A 20322-nucleotide genomic window follows, 5' to 3' on the forward strand; every position below is an offset into this window, starting at 1 on the left:
ATTTCTCTTACAATCCGAGGCTCTTTGAAACCGCAGCTGGTTTGCGCCACCCGGCAGCGATTATGTAATAATTCTAGTTTGCGACCTAACTCATGCTAGATAAATCTCAGTTCAAAAAAATTGGCTGGTAAAGCATGTGGGACGCCAAGCAACATTCATATGAGGAACTCCGCGACGTTACAATTGACGTCCTTTTAAGGCAGCAACCACACGTCAGCCAATATGCCAGTCTCTTGGAAGAGGTTGCGAAGGTGATCAACGCACGTGAAGGATCAACTGCGAATCTCGGCGCTGGGATGGCGTATACTGGTGCAAAATCGGCGCTACACCCGAATGACAGAGATAAATTACTAGAGATTTTTTGGGATCTCTTCCGACAGGGGATAATAACCCTTGGAAGGGATGACAATAACCCACAATGGCCCTGGTTTCGACTGAGCCGTTTTGGCAAGTCGGACGCAGCCCGCCAACCCTTTCGTTTTCACGACGCCAGCTCATACATTGCTCTGGTAGAGAAGAAAGTGCCAGATCTGCCTCCGGAAACTAAAATGTATCTGGAAGAAGCAGTTTCTTCCTTCTACGGCGGATGTTTCTTGGCAGCGACAATAATGTTAGGCGTCGCTGCTGAGGCCGAGTTTTTGCGGATGCTCGATGTAGCAACCAACAACCCTCAATTTGGCAGTTCTTTTGCGGCTACGGAAAAGGCAAAATTCATCCGTGGCAAGATCGAAGCGTTCAGCAAAGCATTTGAGCATCACCGCAAGAATTTCTCGAAGGAAGTAACCGAGGATTTAGATACAAATCTAAATGCGGTGCAATCGATCATTCGAATTGCAAGGAATGAAGCAGGACATCCATCAGGAGTGGCTCCGCCCTCTCGTGAGCAGGTATATGTGAACCTTCAGTTATTTGCTCCCTACGCAGGTCAATTGCATCGCTTGCGTCAAGAATTGTTGTAGATTTCAAGCAGGCAGACGGACGAGGCTTTGGCCCGTGAGTGCTGAGCCCTGAATTGGCAGGGCTTTCGAGGCAGGCAGGCGGGAGGCGAAAGCCGCTCTAACCGCGAGAGCCAAGCACAAGCCGGGGTGGGTAGCGTGCGGTCTAGCCTGCTTGATGCGGCGATAGATATCGAGCGAAGCCGTAGAAAACGAGAGTGACAAAACTAAAAGCCATTTCGACGGCGATAACGGTCAGCACCATCGACCCGAACCATGCGAAGGGATGCTCATAGAAGGGTGCCCGCCCAACCATGAACACCAATATCGCGAGCCACGCCGCCGCGATCCCCGTGGTCTTCAAAGCTCGTCGCATGGTGCTCATCTGAACTGCCTCTTTCAGCCACGACTTCCTATCACATTTTCGCCCCGTCGGCCCTGCCGCGCGGGGTTTTTGTTTGGAGCCGCCATGCCGACCGAACAGGAACAGCGCCAGGTCGTCGCCAACTGGCTGATCAAAGAGAACATTGCAGATCCGGCCCTCGCCAATCTGCTGGCGCCCGCGGTGACGGAGCTATTTTGCCCGGAACCCAAGCGCATCAGCATCGAGCACTGGCAGTTGATCACCGAGAAGGCCGGGCAGCCCGACAAACCCGAGTGACCGGGCTTATTTCATTCCTCAATCGCTTCCGAAAAACCAGAGCGCAACTGAGGCGATCGCCGCGAAGGCATACGAGCCGATTGCCCATCCAATAACCTTTGACCAAGGGTCGGCAATAAAGCCCTGCCAGTTGATAATGGCCGCGACGACACAGGCCGTCATCCAGAAAAAGGTGGCCTTCAGGAAAACCTGCATCGGTGTGCCGCGATACATGACAAGCGCCCTCGGGACGATTTCGGCCGTTCATAGCACAGTACCGCAAACCCGAGTGAATCCATGACCGACGAAGCGCCAAAGAAAAACAAGGGCGGCGGCCGGCAACCAGGCGCCGGCAGGCCCAAAGGGCGCCGGAACACCTTCACCGAGGCTGAGAAGAAGAAGGCCCTGGCACGCGGCCTCTCTCCGCTCGAGGTCATGACCGACCTGATGAACCACAGCTACAAGCGGTGGAAGGCCGAGGCCAGGAAGAGAAAGCCGGACGAGGACGTCTTGATGGCGAAGCAGAAAGCCACCTTGGAGGCTGCCGAGAAGCTGGCGCCGTACATCCATCCCAAGTTGGCGGCCGTGCAGCATACCGGAAAGGGCGGCGGGCCGATCCCAGTTGCCGTGGATTTGACAAAGCTCAGCGATGCGGAACTCACGGCCCTCGAACCTGTCGTCGCTGCGCTTGCCGCCGCCGGCGGTCTTGCTGGAGCAGATCCGGAAGGAGAAGGCACGCCGGAAGCGTGAGGCCGAGCTTCAGCGGCTCGCCAATGACGCAGAGGCCACCCGGCAGCGCTGCAAGACCTTCGCCGGCTTCGTCAAGGAAGCCTGGCCGATCATCGAGCCCAACACCCGGCTGATCTGGGGTTGGGAACTGCAGGCGATGTGCGATCACCTCGAGGCGATCACGCTCGGCAAGTTGCATCCTCGCCTGATCATCAACGTCCCGCCTGGGTCGTCGAAGTCGACAATCGTTTCCGTGCTTTGGCAGGCATGGGAATGGGGCCCGATGGGTATGCGTTCCCATCGCTTCGTCTCGACCTCCTATGAAACCGGGAACGTCACCCGCGACACCCGAAAGACCCGCAATCTCATTCTGTCGGAGTGGTATCAAACACTCTGGCCTGAGGTGAAGCTCAACCGCACCGGTGAAACGAGCTTCGAAAACACCGACACCGGCTTCAGAGAGGGAGCCGCCTTCAAGTCCCTTACCGGCAAGCGCGGCCGGCGGCTGCTGGTCGATGATCCGCATAGCGTCGATGGCGCTGAATCCGAGAAGGAACGGGCGTCAGCGGTGCAGAGCTTTCTCGAAGGCGGCCTCAACCGTATCGAGAGTGAGGATTCCGCGATCGTCGTCGTGATGCAGCGTCTGCACGATAGCGACCTTACCGGAACCCTGCTCGCCCGGAAATGGGGCTTCATCCACCTCAGGATTCCGATGGAATTCGAGGTGGGCAACGCCTGCGAAACGCCCCTGCCCTGGCGCGATCCCCGCTCCTTCGAGGGCGAGTTGATGAACCCGCTCCGGTTCACACCGGCGGGCATGGTGCCATTTAAGGCCCAGGCCTTTGTTTGGGCGGGACAGTATCAGCAGCGGCCAGTCCCGCGCGAGGGTGGTCTCTTCAAGCGATCCTGGTTCGATGGGAAGATCATCGACACGGTACCGGCTGGGACAATCTGGGTCCGGCATTGGGACCTTGCAGCAACCAAGGGCGGCAACGGTGCCCGGACCGCTGGCGTGAAAATGGGTCGGATGCCGAATGGCTCCTACGTGGTTGGCCATGTCCGCACTTGCCGAGAAGACGGCGCCGGCGTCCGCGGGGCCATCAAACAGCAAGCGGAGATCGACGGCAAAACCGTCAAGATCAGCCTGCCGCAAGATCCAGGACAGGCTGGCAAGGTGCAAGTCAGTGATTATGCCACCCTGCTCGCTGGATGGACGCTCACGGCGGAACCCGAAACCGGCGACAAGATCACAAGGGCCGAGCCGTTTGCCGCCCAATGCAAGCTCGGGAACGTCTATCTCCTCGGTGGGGAATGGGTTGACCCATATCTCGATGAGCTCTGCCTGTTTCCTGGAGCCGCTCTGAAAGACCAGGTCGATGCCTCGTCCGGCGCGTTCGGTCAGTTGGTCAGAAACAAAGCATCGGGCCCCTCTTTTGGAACCTATGGACAGACCTGATGGAATCCGAACCGAACCCTCAGACGATGGCGTCGGACAGAGCCTCCATGTCCGCATTCTGGGAAATGGTGGATGCCATTCTCGGCGGGGCGGAGACAATGAGGGCGGCAGGTCCGATCTATCTGCCCAAGTTCGAAAACGAGACGACCAAAGATTACGAGGAGCGGAGGAAAACCGCTCCGTTCACCAACATCTATGCCGACATTTCGCGGGATCTGTCCGCCAAGCCGTTCTCGAAACAGCTCGTTGTCGGCGAAGGCGCTTCCCAGAATATCGCCGGCAAGATCGACGACGGGAAGCGCAGTGATGGCTTCGTCGACAATGTCGACGGGCGCGGCAACAATCTTCACGTTTTCGCAGCCGATAGCTACAAGGCCGGTATCGACTACGGCCTGGATTGGATCCTCGTCGACTACCCCAAGGCAACTACCGATCGGGCGCTGACGCAAGCCGAAGAGGTCCAGCGCGGTCTGAGGCCTTATTGGGTGCACGTCCGCGCCAAACGGGTCCTGGCCGCCTATAGCGACTTCGTCAATGGCAAGGAGATCCTCGTCCACGTCCGACTGGATGAGACCACCACTGTCCGCCAGGACTTTGAAGAAAAGACCTTCGAGCGTGTTCGCGTCATCGATCGCTTGCCCATCAGAGGCCTCGACGATGTCGTTACCGGCTACGAACCGGCGACATGGACGATCTACGAGAAGCAAAAGGTAGCGAACTCGGATCGAGAACAGTGGGTAGCGATTGAGGAAGGAACCTACACGATTGGGGTGATCCCACTCGTGCCCTTCATCCCCGGCGATCGCATTGGGACCTCGTTCGCGGTCCGCCCTCCTCTCAAGGACATTGCCTACGCCCAGGTCGAGGAGTTCCAGCAGGAATCCAATCTCAAGGCGATTAAGAACCTGACGGCATTCCCCATGCTCGTCGGCGAAGGTGTTCAGGCCAGCGACGAAAATGGTACAAAGATCGTCGTTCCGGTTGGGCCCCGCGCCGTTCTCTTGCCAGGCACGAATGCAAGTGGGGAGAACGCCACTTTCAAATTCATCGAGCCGGCGGCGACGTCCCTGACCTTCCTCGAGGAAAGCCTGGCAAAACATCGAAAGCAGATGCGCGAGCTCGGGATGCAGCCGCTGACCGAGACGAATATCACCGTCATCACCTCGGCAAACGTCTCGCGTAAGGCCGGTTCGGTCTCGGAATCTTGGGCAATCAAGTTCCAGGACATGCTGGAACAGTGCTTTGTGCTGACCTCGATGTGGCTGAAGGAAGCGCCGTCGGCAGAGGCCCTTGTCCATACCGACTTCACCGTCGACCTCGATGGTGCCTCCCAGTTGGATTCCCTCCTGAAGGCCCAGGCACAGGGCGTGCTTTCCAAAGAGACCGTTCAGTCCGAATTCAAACGGCGCGGCGTCGTTTCCGATGAGTTCGACCCGGCCGTCGAGAAGAAGCGGCTCGAGCAAGATCAACTCAGCGCGGTCCCTGCTATCGATCCTGTGACCGGGCTTCCAGTGCAGCCACTGACCAGACCCCAGAAAGTCTAACCGGCCCGTCGCTGCGGATGCAGCAGGGCCATTCCGAGGCGGATGCCTCAACACCAGCGGTCGGATGACCGGAGACCACCATGAAGTTGAAACTTGATGATGCCGGCCACGTTGTCGTGGCGGACGGCAAGCCCGTCTATGTCTATGACGACGGCAAGGAAGCCCCCTTCGATGCGGCCCATACGATGGCCACCATTACGCGCCTCAACGGCGAGGCAAAAACCCACCGTGAGGCCAAGGAAGCCGCCGAGACCAAACTCAAGGGCTTCGAAGGAATTGAGGATGCCGCTGCCGCGCTGAAGGCGTTGGAGACCGTCCGCAACCTCGACCAGGGCCAGTTGGTCACCGCCGGCAAGGTCGAAGAGATCAAGGCGGCGGCCAAGAAGGCAGCCGAGGAGCAGGTCGCTGCGGCCGCAAAAGCTAGCAACGAGACCATCGCTCGGCTGAAGTCGGAGAACGGGAAACTCACCTCCGACCTATTCAGCGAGAAAGTCGGCGGCGCATTCTCCAGGTCCAAGTTCATTTCGGAGAAGGTCGCTGTTCCTCCCGACATGCTGCAGGCGGTCTTCGGCAATCGCTTCAAGATCGAGAACGGCAAGGTCGTTGGCATCGGGCTCGACGGACAGCCGATCTATTCGCGCACGAAGGCCGGGGAAATCGCCGAGTTCGATGAGGCGATCGAGAGCATGGTCGATGGATATGCTTTCCGGGATTCGATCCTGAAGGGCAACAATCACAGCGGCGGGGGCGGCAAGCCCGGCAATGGTGGCAACCACGGGAACAAGACCATGAGCCGCCAAGCCTTCGACGCCCTCGACCCGGCGGCGCGAGCCACGAAAATGAAAGAGGGATACACCCTCACCGAATAGCGCCACCAGGCGCGTAGTGCCCCACGCGGATGCGGGACGGGGCGACCGGGCTGGATGGCCCAGAGACCCTAACATCAATCCAAATCCCAAGAGGCAATAACCATGGGCAATACGCTCACTGGGCTCATCCCGACTATCTACAACGCCCTGGACGTCGTGAGCCGGGAACTGGTGGGGCTGATCCCCTCCGTTTCCTCGGACATGACCTTCGAGCGTGCTGCCGTCGGCCAGACCGTCATGTCGCCGGTCGCTCCTCCTGCCACCGGCACCGACATCACGCCGGCCGTGACGCCGCCGAACGACGGCGACCAGAACATCGGCAACGTGCCGATGACCATCACCAAGGCCAAGCGGTCCCCGATCCGTTGGAATGGCGAGGAGAAACTCGGCCTCGACAATAATGGCGCATCCTACAACGTGATCTTCCGCGACCAGATCGCCCAGTCCATGCGTTGGCTGGTCAACCAGGTCGAGGCCGATCTCGCCGCGCTGTTTCCGGCCGCTTCCCGCGCCTATGGCACACCCGGAACGACCCCGTTCGCCTCCGATCTGTCGGACACGGCGCAGATGCGCAAGATCCTCGCCGACAACGGGGCGCCGATGGGAGATCTGCAGTTGGTGTTCGACACCACTGCCGGCGCCAAGATGCGCACCCTGACGCAGCTTACCAAGGCAAACGAGGCGGCCGATACGTCCCTCCTCCGTCGGGGTGTCCTGCTCGATGTCCACGGCTTCGCTCTTCGCGAGTCGGCGCAGATCAAGACCAGCACCGCGGGCACCGGCGCCGGTGCCACGACGAACGCCACCGGCTATGCGATCGGCGCCACCGCCATCACGCTGGCCTCCGCCGGAACCGGCACGATCGTTGCCGGCGACGTGATCACCTTTGCCGGTGACACCAACAAGTATGTCGTGGCGGCTGGCGACACCGATGTCTCGAACGGCGGCGCCATCACGCTTGCAGCGCCTGGTCTCCGCAAGGCCATCCCGGCCGCTGCCACCGCCATCACGGTGCTGGCTGCGGCCGTGCGCAACATGGCGTTTGCTCGTACCGCCATTGCGCTGGCCACTCGTGCACCGGCTCTGCCGCCTCAAGGAGACAGCGCTGTCGACCGACAGATCGTCACCGACCCGGTGTCTGGCCTGTCGTTCGAAATCGCCATGTATGCCCAATACAGGCAGATGCAGTACGAGGTCTCCCTGGCCTGGGGTACCGCGGCGATCAAGCCCGAGCACATGGCTCTGCTTCTCGGCTGAGGCGGACAACCCTAGGGGCGCGCTTCGGCGCCCCCTTCCTCCCTATTTCGCGAGATCAGACATGAAAACGATCAAGGTAAAGCCTTGGGGTGAGGGTCAGGGCGAGTTCGTCGTGATCAACGTCGATGACCTCACTGAACGTCACGAGGTCATTTCGGAAGATGGCTCGATCGATCCGGCCGTTGAGAAACGGACGCTGGCCGACAGCATCATCGCCAAGATCTTCGCCAGACGCGCGGGTATCTCGCTTGATGCGTGGTATGGCCTCCCGATCGACGAGCAGATCGACCAACTCCGCAAGGCCGAAATCGAAATCGATGGCTCGGCCACCGCCGACGAAATCCAAGACGCTCTTCGGGTCGCGAAGGGACCAGGCGGCAGGCTCTACCTGAAGCGCGGCAAGGAGACCGTTGGCGGCCCGTTCGAGAACGAAGAAGCCGCTCAGGCTGCCATGCAGGAGGTGCTCAACCAGGAGGCCGGCGCCCAACAGTCCGGTGAGCAGTGAGCAACATTGTCACCCTCCCGCGACGCGACGCCGACAAGATCGTATGGCGTTGTGATTGCGGGTGCTTGACCCATTTTGCGCGAGCTGACGACGAGCTCGAATGCGCCCAGTGCGGCATGGTCGCCAGTGGCGATACCGGCGAGTGGCGCAAGAACCTCCCCGACACACCGACGACGGTCAAGGAAACGGAGACTGGCGACGTAAAGGTCACCGATCTAAACTCCATGGACGCCGCGATCAAACGCATCCTCCGCAACGCCAACCCGGATCAGATGTTTGCTCTGATCGTGGTCAACAACGACGGATCGCTCTCCGTCTGGGGGCGCACGCTCCATACCGACGATCAGCGCGAGTGGTTCGACCACAAGATGGCTGACGCCAAGGCCTTTCTGTCCAGGGGATGATAACCGATGGCTTTCATCGTTGAGGACGGGACCGGTCTGGCAAACTCGAATAGCTATGTCAGCGTCGCTGACGCCGATAGCTATTTTGCCGATCGAGGCGTTACCACTTGGACCGGCGCCGATGCAGTCAAGCAGGGAGCGCTGGTCAGAGCCACGTCGTTCATTGACGTCACCTTCCGCCAGCGCTTCACGGGCTATCGGGGAAAGCGGCATCAGCAGGCGTTGGAATGGCCGAGGATTGGAGCCTATTACGACAATGGTATGCCGCAGGTTCCGCCGGACGGCTTTTTCTACGGCATCGGGTATCGGCTGTATGAATACGAGCCGATCGATCCAGCGACGATCCCGAAAGAACTGAAAAACGCCACCTGCGAGGCCGCGCTACGAGAGCTCGCCGGCGCCGGTTCCCTGACGCCAGATCTCGATTCCAATGGGGCGGTCAAAAGGGAGCGCGCCGGAGATACTGAGCGCGAATACATCGGCGGTGCCTCGCTGGCCCGAACATATCCCGGCATTTTCGCGGCGATCTCGGGCCTACTCGGTAATGACTATGGTCTTGCAGCTCGCGCGGTGCGGGGCTGACCACAAACAGGTGATCCGAGATGTCCTTCCTCTATCCCAGGACAATCGCGATCACGCGGCCTGTCGAAAACCTCGCCGTCGGCATCCAGCCCTATAGCGGCGTACAGCAGGCAACAGAGACGCCGATCGTCTCCGGTATCCCGGCATCGGTCCAGGCCGCCAGCGGCTCTGCGCGGCCACGTGGGGGCGATCTTCCGGCTTCACCGCCAGCACCGATCCAATGGAACATCTTCATACCGCGCGGCAAGGTCGCCAAAGACGTCATCCAAGATCGTGACATCGTGACCGACGACCTCGGCGACCGCTATCAGGTTTCCGCTGCGTATTGGAACTCCATGGGGTGGAAGCTCCTGACCATCCGGCTCGAGGCGCACTGACATGGCCGATGAAGCAGACGCCGGCAACGCCCTGGTCGCCCTGATCGCGGCGGCGGTCTATCCCAACGGCACAAGCCAACCATCGCCCCTCGGTGCGCCGGCTTCGATCATGCGAGGCTGGCCTGTTCCCGCCGTCCTCGACCAGGCCATGAGCACCGGCCAAGTCGTGATCTCGGTCTTCGGCCAGAACGGTACCGAGAAGAACGTCACCCGGTTCTCGCGCGATTGGGCGCAGCTGATCCCGGCCGTCGAAACGGTCACGACCACTGTCGTCGACAATGTCCTGACGCTCGGCGGCGCCGTGCAGACCCCGCAGAACGTAGCCGTCATCGTAGGGGACTATCCGCCCTCCAAGATCTCGGCGATCTATCCGGTGCAGCCCGGCGATACCGTGGCGACAATTGCAACGGGGCTCGCCACGCTTCTGACCGCCCAGGGCGTCAGCGTGTCAACGGCGGGCCCGGTCCTGACCTTCGCCCCGAATGTGCGGGTGGTCGCCCACGCTGGTGGATACGGGACCATCGTCCGAGAACTGAAACGTCAGGAGCGCTGCTTCACGATTACGGTCTGGTGCAACTCGCCGGCCCAGCGTGACCAAGTCTCCCCGATCGTCGATATAGCGCTGGCTCGCCCGGAGAACCTCCGCTTTGCCGATGGGACCGTCGGCCGGCTGCTTTACGAGCGGACCCTCATTCTCGACGAACGCCAGACGGTCGAGATCTACCGGCGCGATATCCAGTACCGCGTCGAGTACCCCACGATCGAGACGCAGGACGCCACCAAGATCCTCGTCGTTGAGACCGACATCACCCCGAACTGATCACGTCGACCAGTCGATGCAACCGAGCCGCCGCAGGGCGGCTTTTCTTTTGGGAAGAGCCCATGCCTATCGTCCAGCAAGGCCTTCTGAATACGACGGCCCTTTCCGTGGCAGACGTCTACATTCAGATCGTCCCTCCGCAGTTCCTGATCAACGGCGTTCCGTCCAACGTCCTCGGCTTGGTCGGCTCCGCCACCTGGGGCCCGGTCAACCAGCCCCAGATCGTCGGCTCGCCTGCACAGTTCAAGGCGAAGTTCGGCCCCTATCAGGCCCGGCAGTACGACATGGGCACCTGGGCAACGATCGCCTTCCAGCAGGGCGCAACGGCCATTCAGTGCGTACGCGTCACTGACGGCACCGACGTCGCCGCCACCGTCCAGGCTCAGGCAAGCGCTCCCAAAGCCAGCGGCCAGATCGCGTTCACGACCAATCCCTCTGCCTCGTCGACCATCACGCTGAACGGCACCGCTGTGACCTTCGTGGCTTCGGGCGCGACCGGTCCACAGGTCAACATCGGCGCAAACCTCGGCGCGACCCTGACGGCACTACTGGCCTTCCTGCAGGGATCCAGTGACACCCAGCTTGTGAAATTCACTTACGCTCTCGCTGGCAACAATCTGAACCTGACCGCAGCCACCGGCGGCACGGCCGGCAACTCGTTGACCGTCGCAACCACTGTCTCCGGGGCGACCGTTACCAACATGTCCGGCGGCGCAGCCGCTGCCCCCGCCCTGACCTTGACCTCGAAATATACCGGCAGCTTCGGCAACGGCATCAAGGTCACGATCCAGCCCGGCTCGGCGGCCGGCACCTCACAGGTCCTGATCGCCGCCCCTGGCCTGGCTTCGGAGAAGTTCGACAACATCGGCGGCAGCGGGGCAACCTTCTGGGCCAATGTCGTCTCAGCGATCAATAGCGGCCTAAGCGGCGCGCGCGGCCCGTCTGACATCGTCACGGCGACGATCGGCACCAGCTCCGCTTCGGCACAGACCGCCACCTACGCGCTGCAGGGAGGCACTGACGGGGCTTCCGGCCTCAGCGCATCGGCGTTGCTCGGCGTGGACACCGTACCCCGCACCGGCATGTATGCCCTTCGCGGCCAGAATGTCGCCGTCGCCGCCCTCTGCGATGTCACCGACACCACTTCGTGGGCAACTCAGGTTGCTTTCGGCCTCGGTGAAGGCGTCTACATGATCACTTCCGGCCCCGCTGGCCAGAATCCTCAGACGGCGGCAGCTGCTAAGGCCTCGGCTGGCATCGACAGCTACGCCATGAAGATCATGCTGGGCGACTGGGTGTACTGGAACGACACCGCAAACGGCCTGCCCCAGCGCCTGGTCAGCCCGGCCGCCTTCTCCGCTGGTTTGCTTTCCGCCCTGTCGCCGAACCAGTCGACGTTGAACAAGCAGCTCCAGGCGATTGTCGGAACCGAAAAGAGCGCTTCCGGCCAGCCCTACACGACAGCCGATCTCCAGATCCTGGCCGGCGCCGGTATCGACGTGATCTGCAACCCGGTTCCGGGCGGCAACTATTTCGGTTGCCGCAATGGCCGCAACGCCTCGTCGAACGACGTCATCCATGGTGACAACTACACGAGGATGACCAACTACATCGCGACGACGCTGGACTCGGCGATGGGCATCTACGTTGGCAAGTTGCAGAGCGCGACGACCCGGCGCCAGGCCAAGACCACCATCGATTCCTTCTTCGGGAACCTGCAGCAGCAGGGCCTGATCGGAACGCCGAACGGTCGCGACGACGCTTGGGCCTCCGTCCTCGACGACAGCAACAACCCGGCTTCGCGTGTGGCCCTCGGCTACATGCAGGCCGACGTGCAGGTCCAATACCTGTCGGTGATCGAGTACTTCCTCGTGAATCTGGAAGCCGGCCAGTCCGTCCAGATCGAGCGCAAATCCGTCAATTTCGCAGTCTAAGGAGCGCTGATACATGCCAGCCAATACCGGCTTTGGCGTCCTGACGATCGGCAAGGACGTCTCGATCGACGTCACCTTGCCGAGCGGTCAGGTGCTCAACATCGATAGGGTCACCTCCTTCGACAAGAAGCAGGAAACCACCTCTCTCAATTCGAAGGGCATGGACGGAATCCACCGCTTCGCCGAAATCCCGGACGGCTGGACGGGGTCGATCGGGATCGACCGCGGCGGACATTCGCTCGACGACTTCTTCGCGGCGCTCGAGGCGGACTATTACGCCACCGGCACCCTCAACAACGTCCGGATCACCGAGACGATCGAGGACACCGACGGCACCGTCACGCAGTTCCGCTATGACGGCGTCGCCATGAAATTCGCCGACGCAGGCAAGTCGCAGCCCGACGCCTACGTCACCCAGCAGCTGAGCTGGAAAGCCAGCAAGCGCATCAAGGTGCTCTGATGGCAACTGTAAAACTCAACCCGGTCCGAGAAGCCACAACGGTCAAGTCGCCGTCGCAGCAGATCGTCGAAGAAGCCAACCGCATCGTCTATGTGACCGATGCCAGGGGCCGAAATCTCGGCGTCCGCAGGATCACGACTCCGCTGCGCCGCCGGATCTTCAAGGCATTGTCCGCCGAGTCCGCCGAAAAGCGCCAGTACCTCGGCATGGTGTTCGTTGCCGCCTCCTGCTGCAGCATCGACGGCGAGGAAGTCCGGCTTCCGAACTCCGAACTCCAGTTCGACGCGCTGATCGATCGTCTCGACGATGATGGCGCCGAAGCTGTCGCCGATGCCATCCGCGAGAACTTCCAGGTCGAGGAAGAAGGCGCCGGCGAAGCGGGGGAATAGCTGGGGACGGCGATTTCCGGATGAGGCTCTACCTCGTCAAGAACGGCGTCCCCTATGATGTCGCCCTCAGCCTGAGCTCCAGCGAAGCCCTCGCCCATTATGTCGTCTTCGGTGAGTTCGAGGGCAACAAGTGGGACTGGAAAGAGATGAAATGGGAGCCGAGACGTGGCTGAGTTCACCCTTGCCGGCTTTGCGGCCCACCTGACCGCCCTGGCCAACATGACCATCGCCGAACACGAAGGTCTGGAGAAGGCAGCGGTCATCGTCGAGACCGAGGCCAAATCGGTCATCGGTACCTATCGCTATGGATGGCCCCAGCTTGCCCCGGCGACACTCGCCAAGAAGTCCGCGAACACTCCCCTCCTCGAAACCGGCGCTATGCGGGAATCCATCCAGCACAGTGTCGGCGATAAGGAGGCCCGGATCGGTTCGAACGACGACAAGGCGGTGTGGCAGGAGCTTGGCACCTCACGCGGCATCCCACCTCGCTCCTTCCTGGCCGGCGCGGCCCGACACAAGGAGAAGGAGGTTGTCGCGGCAATCGGCGATGCGGTGTATGGTCATTTGACAATGACTCGGTTCCTCCGTTGAAGATCGCCCTCGCCCTTCTTTCCCTGCTCTTCGTGGCGCCCGCCTGGGCCGAGCCGTCGCGCAGCGCATCGCCGCCAGCTGTGTCGGTGTGCTTCACGCCCGGTGAGGATTGCGAGGCCACGATTGTCCGCGAAATCGGCAAGGCCAAGCACCAGGTTCTGGTCCAAGCCTATGGTTTCACTTCGATCCCGATCATCTCGGCCGTGAAGGAAGCGGCGGCCCGCGGCGTCGAGGTCCTCATCATCCTCGACAAGAGCAACGACCGAGGCCGGTACAGCGCAGCGACCTATCTTTACAATGCCGGCATCCCGGTATGGATCGATACGACGCCGGGCATCGCCCACAACAAGGTGATGATCATCGACCGCGAGCGCGTCCTGACCGGAAGCTACAACTTCACGAAGTCGGCCAAGACTAGGAACGCGGAAAACCTGCTGGTGATCTCCAGCCGGCCGGTAGCGCTCAGGTTCGCGGCCAACTGGGAATCGAGGCTGAAGGCATCGAGGTCGTATGAGGGCCTACCGGCCGCCGACCTGGATCAAAGCAGCGCCGCCCCGAACGGTCACGCTGTGACGAACGCCAGCAATTGACACCTCTTCGGCCTCGCCGGAAGCGGTAGCCTTCGCGATCGTCTCGGAAACAGGCTTTGATGTCTCTGCGACCTTCACCTTGCGCCCAGACATCAGTGTTTCGATCGTCGAGAGGCTGGTCGTCCCGTACACGGTCGATGCGGAGTCGTTGCCGAGAACCACGGTAAAATGGCTCAGCTCCTCGTTGGGAGCGGGAAAGACAGCCATGAATTTGAAGGCATTCTTCTTCTTGGGCGTGTCCACATAGACGTCGCAGACGAAATTTTCGTCTTTCTGGCAGTTATCGGCCCGAAATTTCGTACGGTATCCAAGGCTCTTCGCTGCCTTGGTCAATGCCGTGTCGACATCTGCTGAAATCGGGTTGGCGGCGAAACTGGCGGTCGTCCATAGGCCAAATAAGGCAACCAACAACGTCCGTTTCAATCCGGCCTCCCTGATTGGTTTTGAGCTGAACTTGGGATGATCACGTCGATGCGAGCCATATCACCGACGCGCCGGCAAGAGCAGCCGGAACGAGGATGAAAAGCCAGGTCGTCAGCCCTATCGAATCCCTTGGGATCGCATTGAGCCCTCGCCGGAATGTCTCGCTGTCAGTCGTGGCGATCGGGATGCCGAAATCCGCCGCCACCTCATTGATGGTGCGTTCTGCCACGTCAGGCGAGCAATCGAACCACTCGCCCGAACAGCGATGATCATCGAGCCTGCGATGCACCTCGCCCTCGATCTGACGAGCATCGATCTGCACGGCAAGTGCATAAGTTGGCCTGATCGGAAAGGCTGATGCTGTCCGCAACTGGGCCAGGCGGGCATCCATGTTGGTGGTGACGCCTATCTTCACCAGGCCGTGGTCGCCCTCGATCACATAGACAAACTCGATCCCGGCCGCTCCCATCGTCATTCCGCCTCGGCGGCTCTGGCGAGGACTGCTGGCGCCCATAGAGAAGCTCAACCCGGCTCGCAGGCCGAAGGGAAGGCGTCTCGAAATGAAAAATCGCATAGCTGGATTCTACGCTGATGTCTGACGTTTACAAGATCGGCGTGCAGCTTGCGTTGACGGGCAATATGTCCGCCGCTCTGGCCGGAATTGCCAGCCAGTTGATCGACATCGACAACAAGACCACTTCCCTGATGTCGAAGTGGGAAAAACTGGGAACGAATTTGAAGCTCGCTGTCGGAGGCGCGGTTGCGACCGGTGCCGGCGTCGGTTTGCTCGATGGCCTTGGGAAGCTGATCGATCGTGGCAATGATCTTGTCCACGTGCAGCAGCAGTTGATGGGCGCGACGCAGAACCAGGCTCAGGTCGCCGAGGCGACGGCAGTGGCCTGGGAGAAGTCGGCCAAGTACGGTCTCAGCGTTTCCTCGGTGCTGTCTGACATCAAGGAGTCCCGCACCGTCTTTGGTTCGACCGAGCATGCCATCGACTTCATCGACCCACTTGAAAAGATGCGGGTCGTTCTCAATGGCATGACGGAAGGATCCGGCAATAAGGCTGTCGAAGCGGTCTACAACATGGCCCGCGCCGGCGAGCTCAAAGGCCTCACCTCGCCTGATGAGTTCATTCGGTATTTCGACGGCATGACCAGGGCCATTACGGCTTCTGGCGGCAAGGTCGACCCACATGCCTTCATGCAGGCAACGCAGTACGGCAAACTGGCTTCGAAGGGCTGGAGCGAGGAGTTTTATACCAAGATCCTGCCTTCCATGATCCAGGAAGCAGGCCCCTCGACTGCTGGCACGCAGTTGATGTCGCTGTACGGCACCGTAAACCAAGGCCGAGTAACACAGCGCGCTCTGGAACTGTGGGAAAAGCTGGGACTGATCGAAGATCCTTCGAAGCTAATGTTCGACAAACAGGGGAATACGAAAGGCTTCCAGCCCGGCGCCGTGCAGGGCACTGAGCTCTTCACCCGCAACCCGTTCGAGTGGGCCCAAACTGTCCTGAAGCCGGCGATCGAGAAGTCCCTCGGACACGAGATCAAGCCTGGGGACACCGATGCCATCAATCTACTTGGCGGTATGTTCGGCAACCGAAACTCCGCCGCTGCCATTGCAGCGCTACTGCTCGAGGGGCAACGCATCCGCAAGGATGCCGCCATCACAGGCCAGGCCAAGGGGCTCGATGCCGTCGACGATCTGCTGGGCAAGGACCCGAAGATAGCCGCCGCAAACTTCAAGTCGGCCTGGGACAACCTGCTGACCTCACTCGGTTCGCCACTGGTCCAACCCGCGATCAGCGCCATGAACGCAATGGCCAGCGTCATGAAATCCATGACTGCTGTCGCGGCCGCTCATCCCGACGCCGTGAAAGCGCTTGGCATTGGCGCCGCGGGCGCCGGCGGTGCCTTGGCGATCGGTGGAACTGCCGCGATGAGCGCGGCGATCTGGCGGACCTTGTTCGGGTCTGGCGGATTGAACGCCTCGGCAGCGGCCCTGAACACCTCGGCAGTCATGCTGCAGCAAGCTGCGGTTGCGCTGGGGGCTAAGGGCGTTCCTGGCGTTGGTGGCGCTCCAGGCGCCCCTTCCGCTGGAAAGCCTTGGGGCAGCGCTCTGGGCGCTTTGCTGGCCTATTTCGGCGTGGAATATGCCGACGGCAAGATGGGCCAACTGATGAACTGGTTGCCGCACGCAAGGACCGACTACTATGGCAAGGCCTACGATCCCGAAGCTGAGCACAGCAAGGGACTCGGTGGTCGGATCGATCGCCTGATCAACGACCTCCCTGACAAGATCGCCGGGGATACTCCCTGGTATCGCAGAGCGTTCAGCGATCCGAAGTTCTGGTTCAATCGCGACGCAATGCGCAGCGGGATGCAGAACATGGGTGGTGCCGTGGCGCCCCCTCCTCCGCCGCCGGTCAACGTGAACCAGCAGACCCAGGTGAAGGTGCAGATCGGTAACCAGAGCATCGACGCCTACATCCTGTCGGTGGTGACGAAAGCGATGGCAGGCTTCGCAACGAGCACGCCGGCGCAGAATACCGGCTCGACGATGCCGGCGGTAGACGGTGGGCATTGAGGCACAGGCCGGAACGATGCCATCGGTCACCCATTGAGGCGGCGACGTTTATCGCTGTCGCCTTCGCGTTGTAGTGCAAGGCGAACTTGAGCGCGCACAGCTCCTACTTGGTGGTTCTGGCACCAATGATTGCGCCCAAAAGTATCCTGTATGCCAACCTTTGAGTATGTTTCCCCAGCGAGCGCTTCATGCAGGGGCGTGAAATACAAGGACATGCTGTCGCCCACTCCAAGTTTATGAGGAAGGCCGCCACTAAATGGCCCCTTGGAGGCCTCATCTTGGTTCGGAAAATCATGGAGCGGATTGAGCATTCCAATCCTCTTCTTTTTCCCGGGGCTGTCGACGATCGCCGCGTAGAGTGTGACCTCCCCAGGTCCAAGATTAGTCGCGGTCAAGGTAATAACATCGCTGTCAGACCCGCCAAACTGGTTGAACACTGTCATATAGTTCCAGCCAACATATACTCGCGGATATACGAATATAAATTTTGACCAAATGTTCCAGGCCAGTCCGATTGCGGCAACTAAGAACGAAAGAATGCTAATGATCAAAGCCCAGTCGGCGGTGGTCAATTCTCAACTCCTTCATTGAACACGGTGTCATTCGCTCACTTCAGCAGTGAAATCGTGATGTGAACGTTAATTCAACCACGAGGGTCATTGATGGCCGACACTCAGATCGTCATCGGGCCCTTCGTTCTCCATGGCTGGGAGATCCCAGAAAAGATCAACTTCGGCGGAAAGCACGAGCTTCCCGTTCACAAGCTGATCGGGGGCCGGCGTGTCTTCGATGCCATGGGCGGCATTCCCGACGCGATGGAGTGGAAGGGCCGTTTCCGCGGCCCCGACGCTCTGTCGCGGGCCCAGGCCCTGAACCAAATGCGCATTGCCGGCGCGCAGATCGAACTGTCCTGGTTCGATTTCTTCAAGACGGTGGTGATCACCAAGTTCAAGGCTGATGCGGAGCGCTTCTACGAGGTCAGCTACGAGATCACCTGCGAGGTTATCACGGATGACGCCGCCGACGCCCTGGGAGGCCTCGCTGGCGCCCTCGAAGGCCTTGTGACGGCGGATCTTCGCTCGGCGTCCAGCGCGGCTCTGATCGCTCCTGCAGCGGTGTCTACTGCTCTGGGAACGGTGCAGGCCGCGATGACGGCCTCGACCGGGCTGACCCAGTCCAGCAACGCCGATCTGCTTGCCTTCCACTCCACGGTGGCAGGCGCGGCAGGAACGATGAGCGGAGTAGCGGATGCAGCCGAGGCGTCGATCGCTGCGACCCCTGGCATGGTCTCCGGCACCGATCCGGACGTCATGTCGGCGTGGCTGATCGGGCAGGTGTCGGCCGTCCAGACCGAGAGCGCCGTCCTCGACGTCATCCCTTATGTCGAGCGGATCGCGATCAACGTCGCCGGGACGGGAGCCTGAACGATGCCTGAGGCCAACAACATTCAGTCGCCGCTGACGAGCCGTGTCGTCACGGTCGCCGGCGGCAACTTGTTTCAGGTCGCGGCCGAGCAGCTTGGCGACGCCACGCGCTGGAACGACATCGCGGAGCTCAACGGGCTTCGTGATCCCTTCTTGACCGGCGTCGTCACTCTCAAGATCCCGTCGGGCATCAGGCCTGGCAATGGCGGAATTCTCTGGACATGACCTATCGAACCCCGCGCGCCAATCTGGTCGTCAACGGCCAGCCCATGCAGTGCGAGGAGATCAACGTCGACCAGAGCCGTGACGGCAAGTCCGACACCTTCAGCGCCAGGGCCCCGCTTTGGCATCTGCCCGAGGGGCTCGATGCTGACTGGTGGTCGAGCGCCACCGACATCAAGGTTCAGGTCTATGTCGATATCGGCCAAGGGGCGGTGAAGCTCTTTGACGGTGTCGTCGACGACGTCGAGCACGACTTCGATTCCGGTGTCTTGAACCTCAACGGCCGAGACAAGGCGGCGAAGCTCCTCGACAAGAAGTCTTCGGCCAAGTTCCACAACAAGAAGCCTCACGAGATCGTGCAGCAGCTCGCGAAGGAATCGGGCCTCGATGCGGATGTCGACGACGTTTCCGATCGGGCCGGCAAGATCTACCAGATCGATTACGCAGCCATCCAGCACCGGATATCGGACTGGTCATCGATCCAGGACCTCGCCGACAAGCATGGCCGGGTCGCTTATATCTCGGGCGGCAAGGTCTATTTCAAGAAGCCAGATGAGCAACTCCCGGTCCTGAAGGTGACCTATCGGCCTCCGACGCTAGATAGCCCAGCCGACAGCAATGCAGTGAAGCTCTCGGTCAAGCGCAGCGTCACCCTCGGCCGTCCGGTGAAGCACAAGGTCAAGAGCTGGAACCATCGCAAGGCCGAGTCGGAAGATGGCGAATATACCGAGCCCGGCGACGGCGACGAGCTCGTCTGGCAGCACCATTATCCCGGTCTCTCTCGCGACCAGGCCGACCGTCGCGCGAAGGATCAGTGCGACAAGACCACCAAGCACGAGGTCGGTCCCTCGGTGACGATGCCGGGCGATCCAACCGTCACGCCGCGTTACATGCTTGAGATCAGCGGGACCGGCACCGCCTACGACCACCAATACGAAATCAAGTCCCTGCGGCACCGTCTGAAGCAGGGCGAGCCCTACACGATGACCGTGAACTGCAAGGCCAAGTCGAAGAAGCGAGGGAAGTCGAAGGGATGAGCGAGTTCCAAGACTACCTCCATCGCGAAATCGACCGACACCTCGCCCGCCGCCCCGGTATCAAGGCCGCTACGATCACCAGCTACGACCCGCAGCGCCACGCGATCAAGGCGACGATCCAGCCCGATGGGTTCGAGACCGGTTGGTTTCCGCATTCGGTGCCCCATGTCGGCAATGGCTTCGGCATCGTGGCCGGCCCGACGCCTGGCGACCAAATCATGGTCGGCTTCATCGACGGCGACATGGAGAGCCCTGTCAATTTGGGTCGGGTGCATTCCGACAAGGAGCGCCCACCGGTAGCCGAGTCCGGCGAGGTCGTGATCCAGTCCAAGGGGGTCACGATCAAGATCGACAAGGACGGGAATGTCGGGATCACCGGCGGCGCCGGCCTCAACCTCACCGGGCAGAACATCAAGCTATCCGGCAATGTCGCGATCGAGGGCGGCACGCTCACTCATGAGGGCGTGAACATCGGTAACGATCACGAGCATACCGCCGTCCAGCCCGGGCCCGCCAATACCGGGCCGCCCGTTTCCTGAGGT

Annotated in this window: 28 protein-coding genes; 23 read left to right on the forward strand and 5 right to left on the reverse strand. The window is 60.8% G+C overall.

Annotated features, from left to right (window positions below; all coding sequences use genetic code 11):
• Positions 1–134 precede the first annotated feature (134 nt).
• On the forward strand, positions 135–959 hold the full coding sequence (locus tag ABXS05_RS03240; RefSeq protein ID WP_367622895.1) for a hypothetical protein: 825 nt from the start codon (positions 135–137) through the stop codon (positions 957–959).
• 142 nt (positions 960–1101) lie between these two features.
• Here ABXS05_RS03240 and ABXS05_RS03245 read toward each other — a convergent pair whose 3' ends face one another.
• Positions 1102–1320: a hypothetical protein gene (locus tag ABXS05_RS03245; RefSeq protein ID WP_367622896.1), complete on the reverse strand. Its 219-nt coding sequence runs from the start codon at positions 1318–1320 to the stop codon at positions 1102–1104.
• Positions 1321–1404: 84 nt separating this feature from the next.
• On the opposite strand from ABXS05_RS03245, the gene ABXS05_RS03250 reads away from it, so the two are divergent.
• Positions 1405–1596 carry a hypothetical protein gene (locus ABXS05_RS03250; protein WP_367622897.1) on the forward strand — a complete coding sequence of 64 codons (192 nt, stop codon included), beginning with the start codon at positions 1405–1407 and terminating at the stop codon, positions 1594–1596.
• Positions 1597–1614: 18 nt separating this feature from the next.
• Here ABXS05_RS03250 and ABXS05_RS03255 read toward each other — a convergent pair whose 3' ends face one another.
• Positions 1615–1809: a hypothetical protein gene (locus ABXS05_RS03255; protein ID WP_367622898.1), complete on the reverse strand. Its 195-nt coding sequence runs from the start codon at positions 1807–1809 to the stop codon at positions 1615–1617.
• A gap of 63 nt (positions 1810–1872) precedes the next feature.
• On the opposite strand from ABXS05_RS03255, the gene ABXS05_RS03260 reads away from it, so the two are divergent.
• The 16 genes from ABXS05_RS03260 (at position 1873) to ABXS05_RS03335 (ending at position 14082) form a co-directional block, all read left to right on the forward strand.
• A complete protein-coding gene (locus ABXS05_RS03260; protein WP_367622899.1) occupies positions 1873–2325 on the forward strand; it encodes a hypothetical protein in 453 nt (150 codons plus the stop codon).
• Entirely contained in the window at positions 2282–3760 is a 1479-nt protein-coding gene (gene terL / locus ABXS05_RS03265) for a phage terminase large subunit (RefSeq protein WP_367622900.1), read from the forward strand. The genes ABXS05_RS03260 and terL overlap by 44 nt, the downstream gene beginning before the upstream one ends.
• Positions 3760–5304, forward strand: a complete 1545-nt coding sequence (locus ABXS05_RS03270; RefSeq protein ID WP_367622901.1) for a DUF4055 domain-containing protein — start codon at positions 3760–3762, stop codon at positions 5302–5304. Before terL ends, ABXS05_RS03270 begins: the two co-directional genes overlap by 1 nt.
• Positions 5305–5384: 80 nt before the next feature.
• A complete protein-coding gene (locus ABXS05_RS03275; RefSeq protein WP_367622902.1) occupies positions 5385–6173 on the forward strand; it encodes a DUF6651 domain-containing protein in 789 nt (262 codons plus the stop codon).
• Between the two features lie 102 nt (positions 6174–6275).
• Positions 6276–7430 carry a major capsid protein gene (locus ABXS05_RS03280; protein ID WP_367622903.1) on the forward strand — a complete coding sequence of 385 codons (1155 nt, stop codon included), beginning with the start codon at positions 6276–6278 and terminating at the stop codon, positions 7428–7430.
• A 61-nt stretch (positions 7431–7491) separates the two neighbouring features.
• Positions 7492–7935, forward strand: a complete 444-nt coding sequence (locus ABXS05_RS03285) for a hypothetical protein (RefSeq protein ID WP_367622904.1) — start codon at positions 7492–7494, stop codon at positions 7933–7935.
• A 65-nt stretch (positions 7936–8000) separates the two neighbouring features.
• Positions 8001–8339, forward strand: a complete 339-nt coding sequence (locus ABXS05_RS03290; RefSeq protein WP_367622905.1) for a hypothetical protein — start codon at positions 8001–8003, stop codon at positions 8337–8339.
• 6 nt (positions 8340–8345) lie between these two features.
• Complete coding sequence (locus tag ABXS05_RS03295) at positions 8346–8921, forward strand: DnaT-like ssDNA-binding protein (protein WP_367622906.1); 576 nt, start codon at positions 8346–8348, stop codon at positions 8919–8921.
• Between the two features lie 20 nt (positions 8922–8941).
• Entirely contained in the window at positions 8942–9298 is a 357-nt protein-coding gene (locus ABXS05_RS03300) for a hypothetical protein (RefSeq protein WP_367622907.1), read from the forward strand.
• A 1-nt stretch (position 9299) separates the two neighbouring features.
• Positions 9300–10118 (forward strand): hypothetical protein, encoded by an 819-nt coding sequence (locus ABXS05_RS03305; RefSeq protein WP_367622908.1) that lies wholly within the window; start codon positions 9300–9302, stop codon positions 10116–10118.
• A 62-nt stretch (positions 10119–10180) separates the two neighbouring features.
• A complete protein-coding gene (locus ABXS05_RS03310) occupies positions 10181–12052 on the forward strand; it encodes a hypothetical protein (protein ID WP_367622909.1) in 1872 nt (623 codons plus the stop codon).
• Between the two features lie 13 nt (positions 12053–12065).
• A complete protein-coding gene (locus tag ABXS05_RS03315; protein WP_367622910.1) occupies positions 12066–12512 on the forward strand; it encodes a hypothetical protein in 447 nt (148 codons plus the stop codon).
• Positions 12512–12901: a hypothetical protein gene (locus ABXS05_RS03320; protein ID WP_367622911.1), complete on the forward strand. Its 390-nt coding sequence runs from the start codon at positions 12512–12514 to the stop codon at positions 12899–12901. The genes ABXS05_RS03315 and ABXS05_RS03320 overlap by 1 nt, the downstream gene beginning before the upstream one ends.
• A gap of 20 nt (positions 12902–12921) precedes the next feature.
• On the forward strand, positions 12922–13074 hold the full coding sequence (locus ABXS05_RS03325) for a hypothetical protein (RefSeq protein ID WP_367622912.1): 153 nt from the start codon (positions 12922–12924) through the stop codon (positions 13072–13074).
• On the forward strand, positions 13067–13492 hold the full coding sequence (locus ABXS05_RS03330) for a phage virion morphogenesis protein (RefSeq protein WP_367622913.1): 426 nt from the start codon (positions 13067–13069) through the stop codon (positions 13490–13492). The genes ABXS05_RS03325 and ABXS05_RS03330 overlap by 8 nt, the downstream gene beginning before the upstream one ends.
• Positions 13489–14082 carry a phospholipase D family nuclease gene (locus tag ABXS05_RS03335; protein ID WP_367622914.1) on the forward strand — a complete coding sequence of 198 codons (594 nt, stop codon included), beginning with the start codon at positions 13489–13491 and terminating at the stop codon, positions 14080–14082. The genes ABXS05_RS03330 and ABXS05_RS03335 overlap by 4 nt, the downstream gene beginning before the upstream one ends.
• On the opposite strand, the gene ABXS05_RS03340 is transcribed toward ABXS05_RS03335, so the two are convergent.
• On the reverse strand, positions 14011–14505 hold the full coding sequence (locus ABXS05_RS03340) for a hypothetical protein (RefSeq protein WP_367622915.1): 495 nt from the start codon (positions 14503–14505) through the stop codon (positions 14011–14013). The genes ABXS05_RS03335 and ABXS05_RS03340 overlap by 72 nt on opposite strands.
• 40 nt (positions 14506–14545) lie before the next feature.
• Complete coding sequence (locus ABXS05_RS03345) at positions 14546–14980, reverse strand: GIY-YIG nuclease family protein (protein ID WP_367622916.1); 435 nt, start codon at positions 14978–14980, stop codon at positions 14546–14548.
• 116 nt (positions 14981–15096) lie between these two features.
• On the opposite strand from ABXS05_RS03345, the gene ABXS05_RS03350 reads away from it, so the two are divergent.
• Positions 15097–17097 carry a hypothetical protein gene (locus ABXS05_RS03350; protein ID WP_367622917.1) on the forward strand — a complete coding sequence of 667 codons (2001 nt, stop codon included), beginning with the start codon at positions 15097–15099 and terminating at the stop codon, positions 17095–17097.
• A 26-nt stretch (positions 17098–17123) separates the two neighbouring features.
• Here ABXS05_RS03350 and ABXS05_RS03355 read toward each other — a convergent pair whose 3' ends face one another.
• A complete protein-coding gene (locus tag ABXS05_RS03355) occupies positions 17124–17669 on the reverse strand; it encodes a hypothetical protein (RefSeq protein ID WP_367622918.1) in 546 nt (181 codons plus the stop codon).
• Between the two features lie 90 nt (positions 17670–17759).
• Between ABXS05_RS03355 and ABXS05_RS03360 the strand changes: the two genes are divergently transcribed.
• The 4 genes from ABXS05_RS03360 to ABXS05_RS03375 are packed head-to-tail and all read left to right on the forward strand — an operon-like array spanning position 17760 to position 20319.
• Complete coding sequence (locus ABXS05_RS03360; protein ID WP_367622919.1) at positions 17760–18521, forward strand: hypothetical protein; 762 nt, start codon at positions 17760–17762, stop codon at positions 18519–18521.
• Positions 18522–18524: 3 nt separating this feature from the next.
• Positions 18525–18746, forward strand: a complete 222-nt coding sequence (locus ABXS05_RS03365) for a hypothetical protein (protein WP_367622920.1) — start codon at positions 18525–18527, stop codon at positions 18744–18746.
• Positions 18743–19780: a phage late control D family protein gene (locus ABXS05_RS03370; protein WP_367622921.1), complete on the forward strand. Its 1038-nt coding sequence runs from the start codon at positions 18743–18745 to the stop codon at positions 19778–19780. The genes ABXS05_RS03365 and ABXS05_RS03370 overlap by 4 nt, the downstream gene beginning before the upstream one ends.
• Positions 19777–20319 carry a phage baseplate assembly protein V gene (locus ABXS05_RS03375; RefSeq protein WP_367622922.1) on the forward strand — a complete coding sequence of 181 codons (543 nt, stop codon included), beginning with the start codon at positions 19777–19779 and terminating at the stop codon, positions 20317–20319. Before ABXS05_RS03370 ends, ABXS05_RS03375 begins: the two co-directional genes overlap by 4 nt.
• Positions 20320–20322 lie beyond the last annotated feature (3 nt).

Origin of the sequence: Labrys neptuniae, from assembly GCF_040797145.1 — a bacterium.
In the GTDB taxonomy this organism is placed as follows: domain Bacteria; phylum Pseudomonadota; class Alphaproteobacteria; order Rhizobiales; family Labraceae; genus Labrys; species Labrys neptuniae.

What these genes read in the sequence shown, in the direction of transcription:
- ABXS05_RS03240 (WP_367622895.1), top strand. Translation starts at nt 135, where the DNA reads ATGTGGGACGCCAAGCAACATTCATATGAGGAACTCCGCGACGTTACA.
- ABXS05_RS03245 (WP_367622896.1), bottom strand. Translation starts at nt 1,320, where the DNA reads ATGAGCACCATGCGACGAGCTTTGAAGACCACGGGGATCGCGGCGGCG.
- ABXS05_RS03250 (WP_367622897.1), top strand. Translation starts at nt 1,405, where the DNA reads ATGCCGACCGAACAGGAACAGCGCCAGGTCGTCGCCAACTGGCTGATC.
- ABXS05_RS03255 (WP_367622898.1), bottom strand. Translation starts at nt 1,809, where the DNA reads ATGTATCGCGGCACACCGATGCAGGTTTTCCTGAAGGCCACCTTTTTC.
- ABXS05_RS03260 (WP_367622899.1), top strand. Translation starts at nt 1,873, where the DNA reads ATGACCGACGAAGCGCCAAAGAAAAACAAGGGCGGCGGCCGGCAACCA.
- ABXS05_RS03270 (WP_367622901.1), top strand. Translation starts at nt 3,760, where the DNA reads ATGGAATCCGAACCGAACCCTCAGACGATGGCGTCGGACAGAGCCTCC.
- ABXS05_RS03275 (WP_367622902.1), top strand. Translation starts at nt 5,385, where the DNA reads ATGAAGTTGAAACTTGATGATGCCGGCCACGTTGTCGTGGCGGACGGC.
- ABXS05_RS03280 (WP_367622903.1), top strand. Translation starts at nt 6,276, where the DNA reads ATGGGCAATACGCTCACTGGGCTCATCCCGACTATCTACAACGCCCTG.
- ABXS05_RS03285 (WP_367622904.1), top strand. Translation starts at nt 7,492, where the DNA reads ATGAAAACGATCAAGGTAAAGCCTTGGGGTGAGGGTCAGGGCGAGTTC.
- ABXS05_RS03295 (WP_367622906.1), top strand. Translation starts at nt 8,346, where the DNA reads ATGGCTTTCATCGTTGAGGACGGGACCGGTCTGGCAAACTCGAATAGC.
- ABXS05_RS03300 (WP_367622907.1), top strand. Translation starts at nt 8,942, where the DNA reads ATGTCCTTCCTCTATCCCAGGACAATCGCGATCACGCGGCCTGTCGAA.
- ABXS05_RS03305 (WP_367622908.1), top strand. Translation starts at nt 9,300, where the DNA reads ATGGCCGATGAAGCAGACGCCGGCAACGCCCTGGTCGCCCTGATCGCG.
- ABXS05_RS03310 (WP_367622909.1), top strand. Translation starts at nt 10,181, where the DNA reads ATGCCTATCGTCCAGCAAGGCCTTCTGAATACGACGGCCCTTTCCGTG.
- ABXS05_RS03315 (WP_367622910.1), top strand. Translation starts at nt 12,066, where the DNA reads ATGCCAGCCAATACCGGCTTTGGCGTCCTGACGATCGGCAAGGACGTC.
- ABXS05_RS03320 (WP_367622911.1), top strand. Translation starts at nt 12,512, where the DNA reads ATGGCAACTGTAAAACTCAACCCGGTCCGAGAAGCCACAACGGTCAAG.
- ABXS05_RS03325 (WP_367622912.1), top strand. Translation starts at nt 12,922, where the DNA reads ATGAGGCTCTACCTCGTCAAGAACGGCGTCCCCTATGATGTCGCCCTC.
- ABXS05_RS03345 (WP_367622916.1), bottom strand. Translation starts at nt 14,980, where the DNA reads ATGACGATGGGAGCGGCCGGGATCGAGTTTGTCTATGTGATCGAGGGC.
- ABXS05_RS03350 (WP_367622917.1), top strand. Translation starts at nt 15,097, where the DNA reads ATGTCTGACGTTTACAAGATCGGCGTGCAGCTTGCGTTGACGGGCAAT.
- ABXS05_RS03360 (WP_367622919.1), top strand. Translation starts at nt 17,760, where the DNA reads ATGGCCGACACTCAGATCGTCATCGGGCCCTTCGTTCTCCATGGCTGG.
- ABXS05_RS03365 (WP_367622920.1), top strand. Translation starts at nt 18,525, where the DNA reads ATGCCTGAGGCCAACAACATTCAGTCGCCGCTGACGAGCCGTGTCGTC.
- ABXS05_RS03370 (WP_367622921.1), top strand. Translation starts at nt 18,743, where the DNA reads ATGACCTATCGAACCCCGCGCGCCAATCTGGTCGTCAACGGCCAGCCC.
- ABXS05_RS03375 (WP_367622922.1), top strand. Translation starts at nt 19,777, where the DNA reads ATGAGCGAGTTCCAAGACTACCTCCATCGCGAAATCGACCGACACCTC.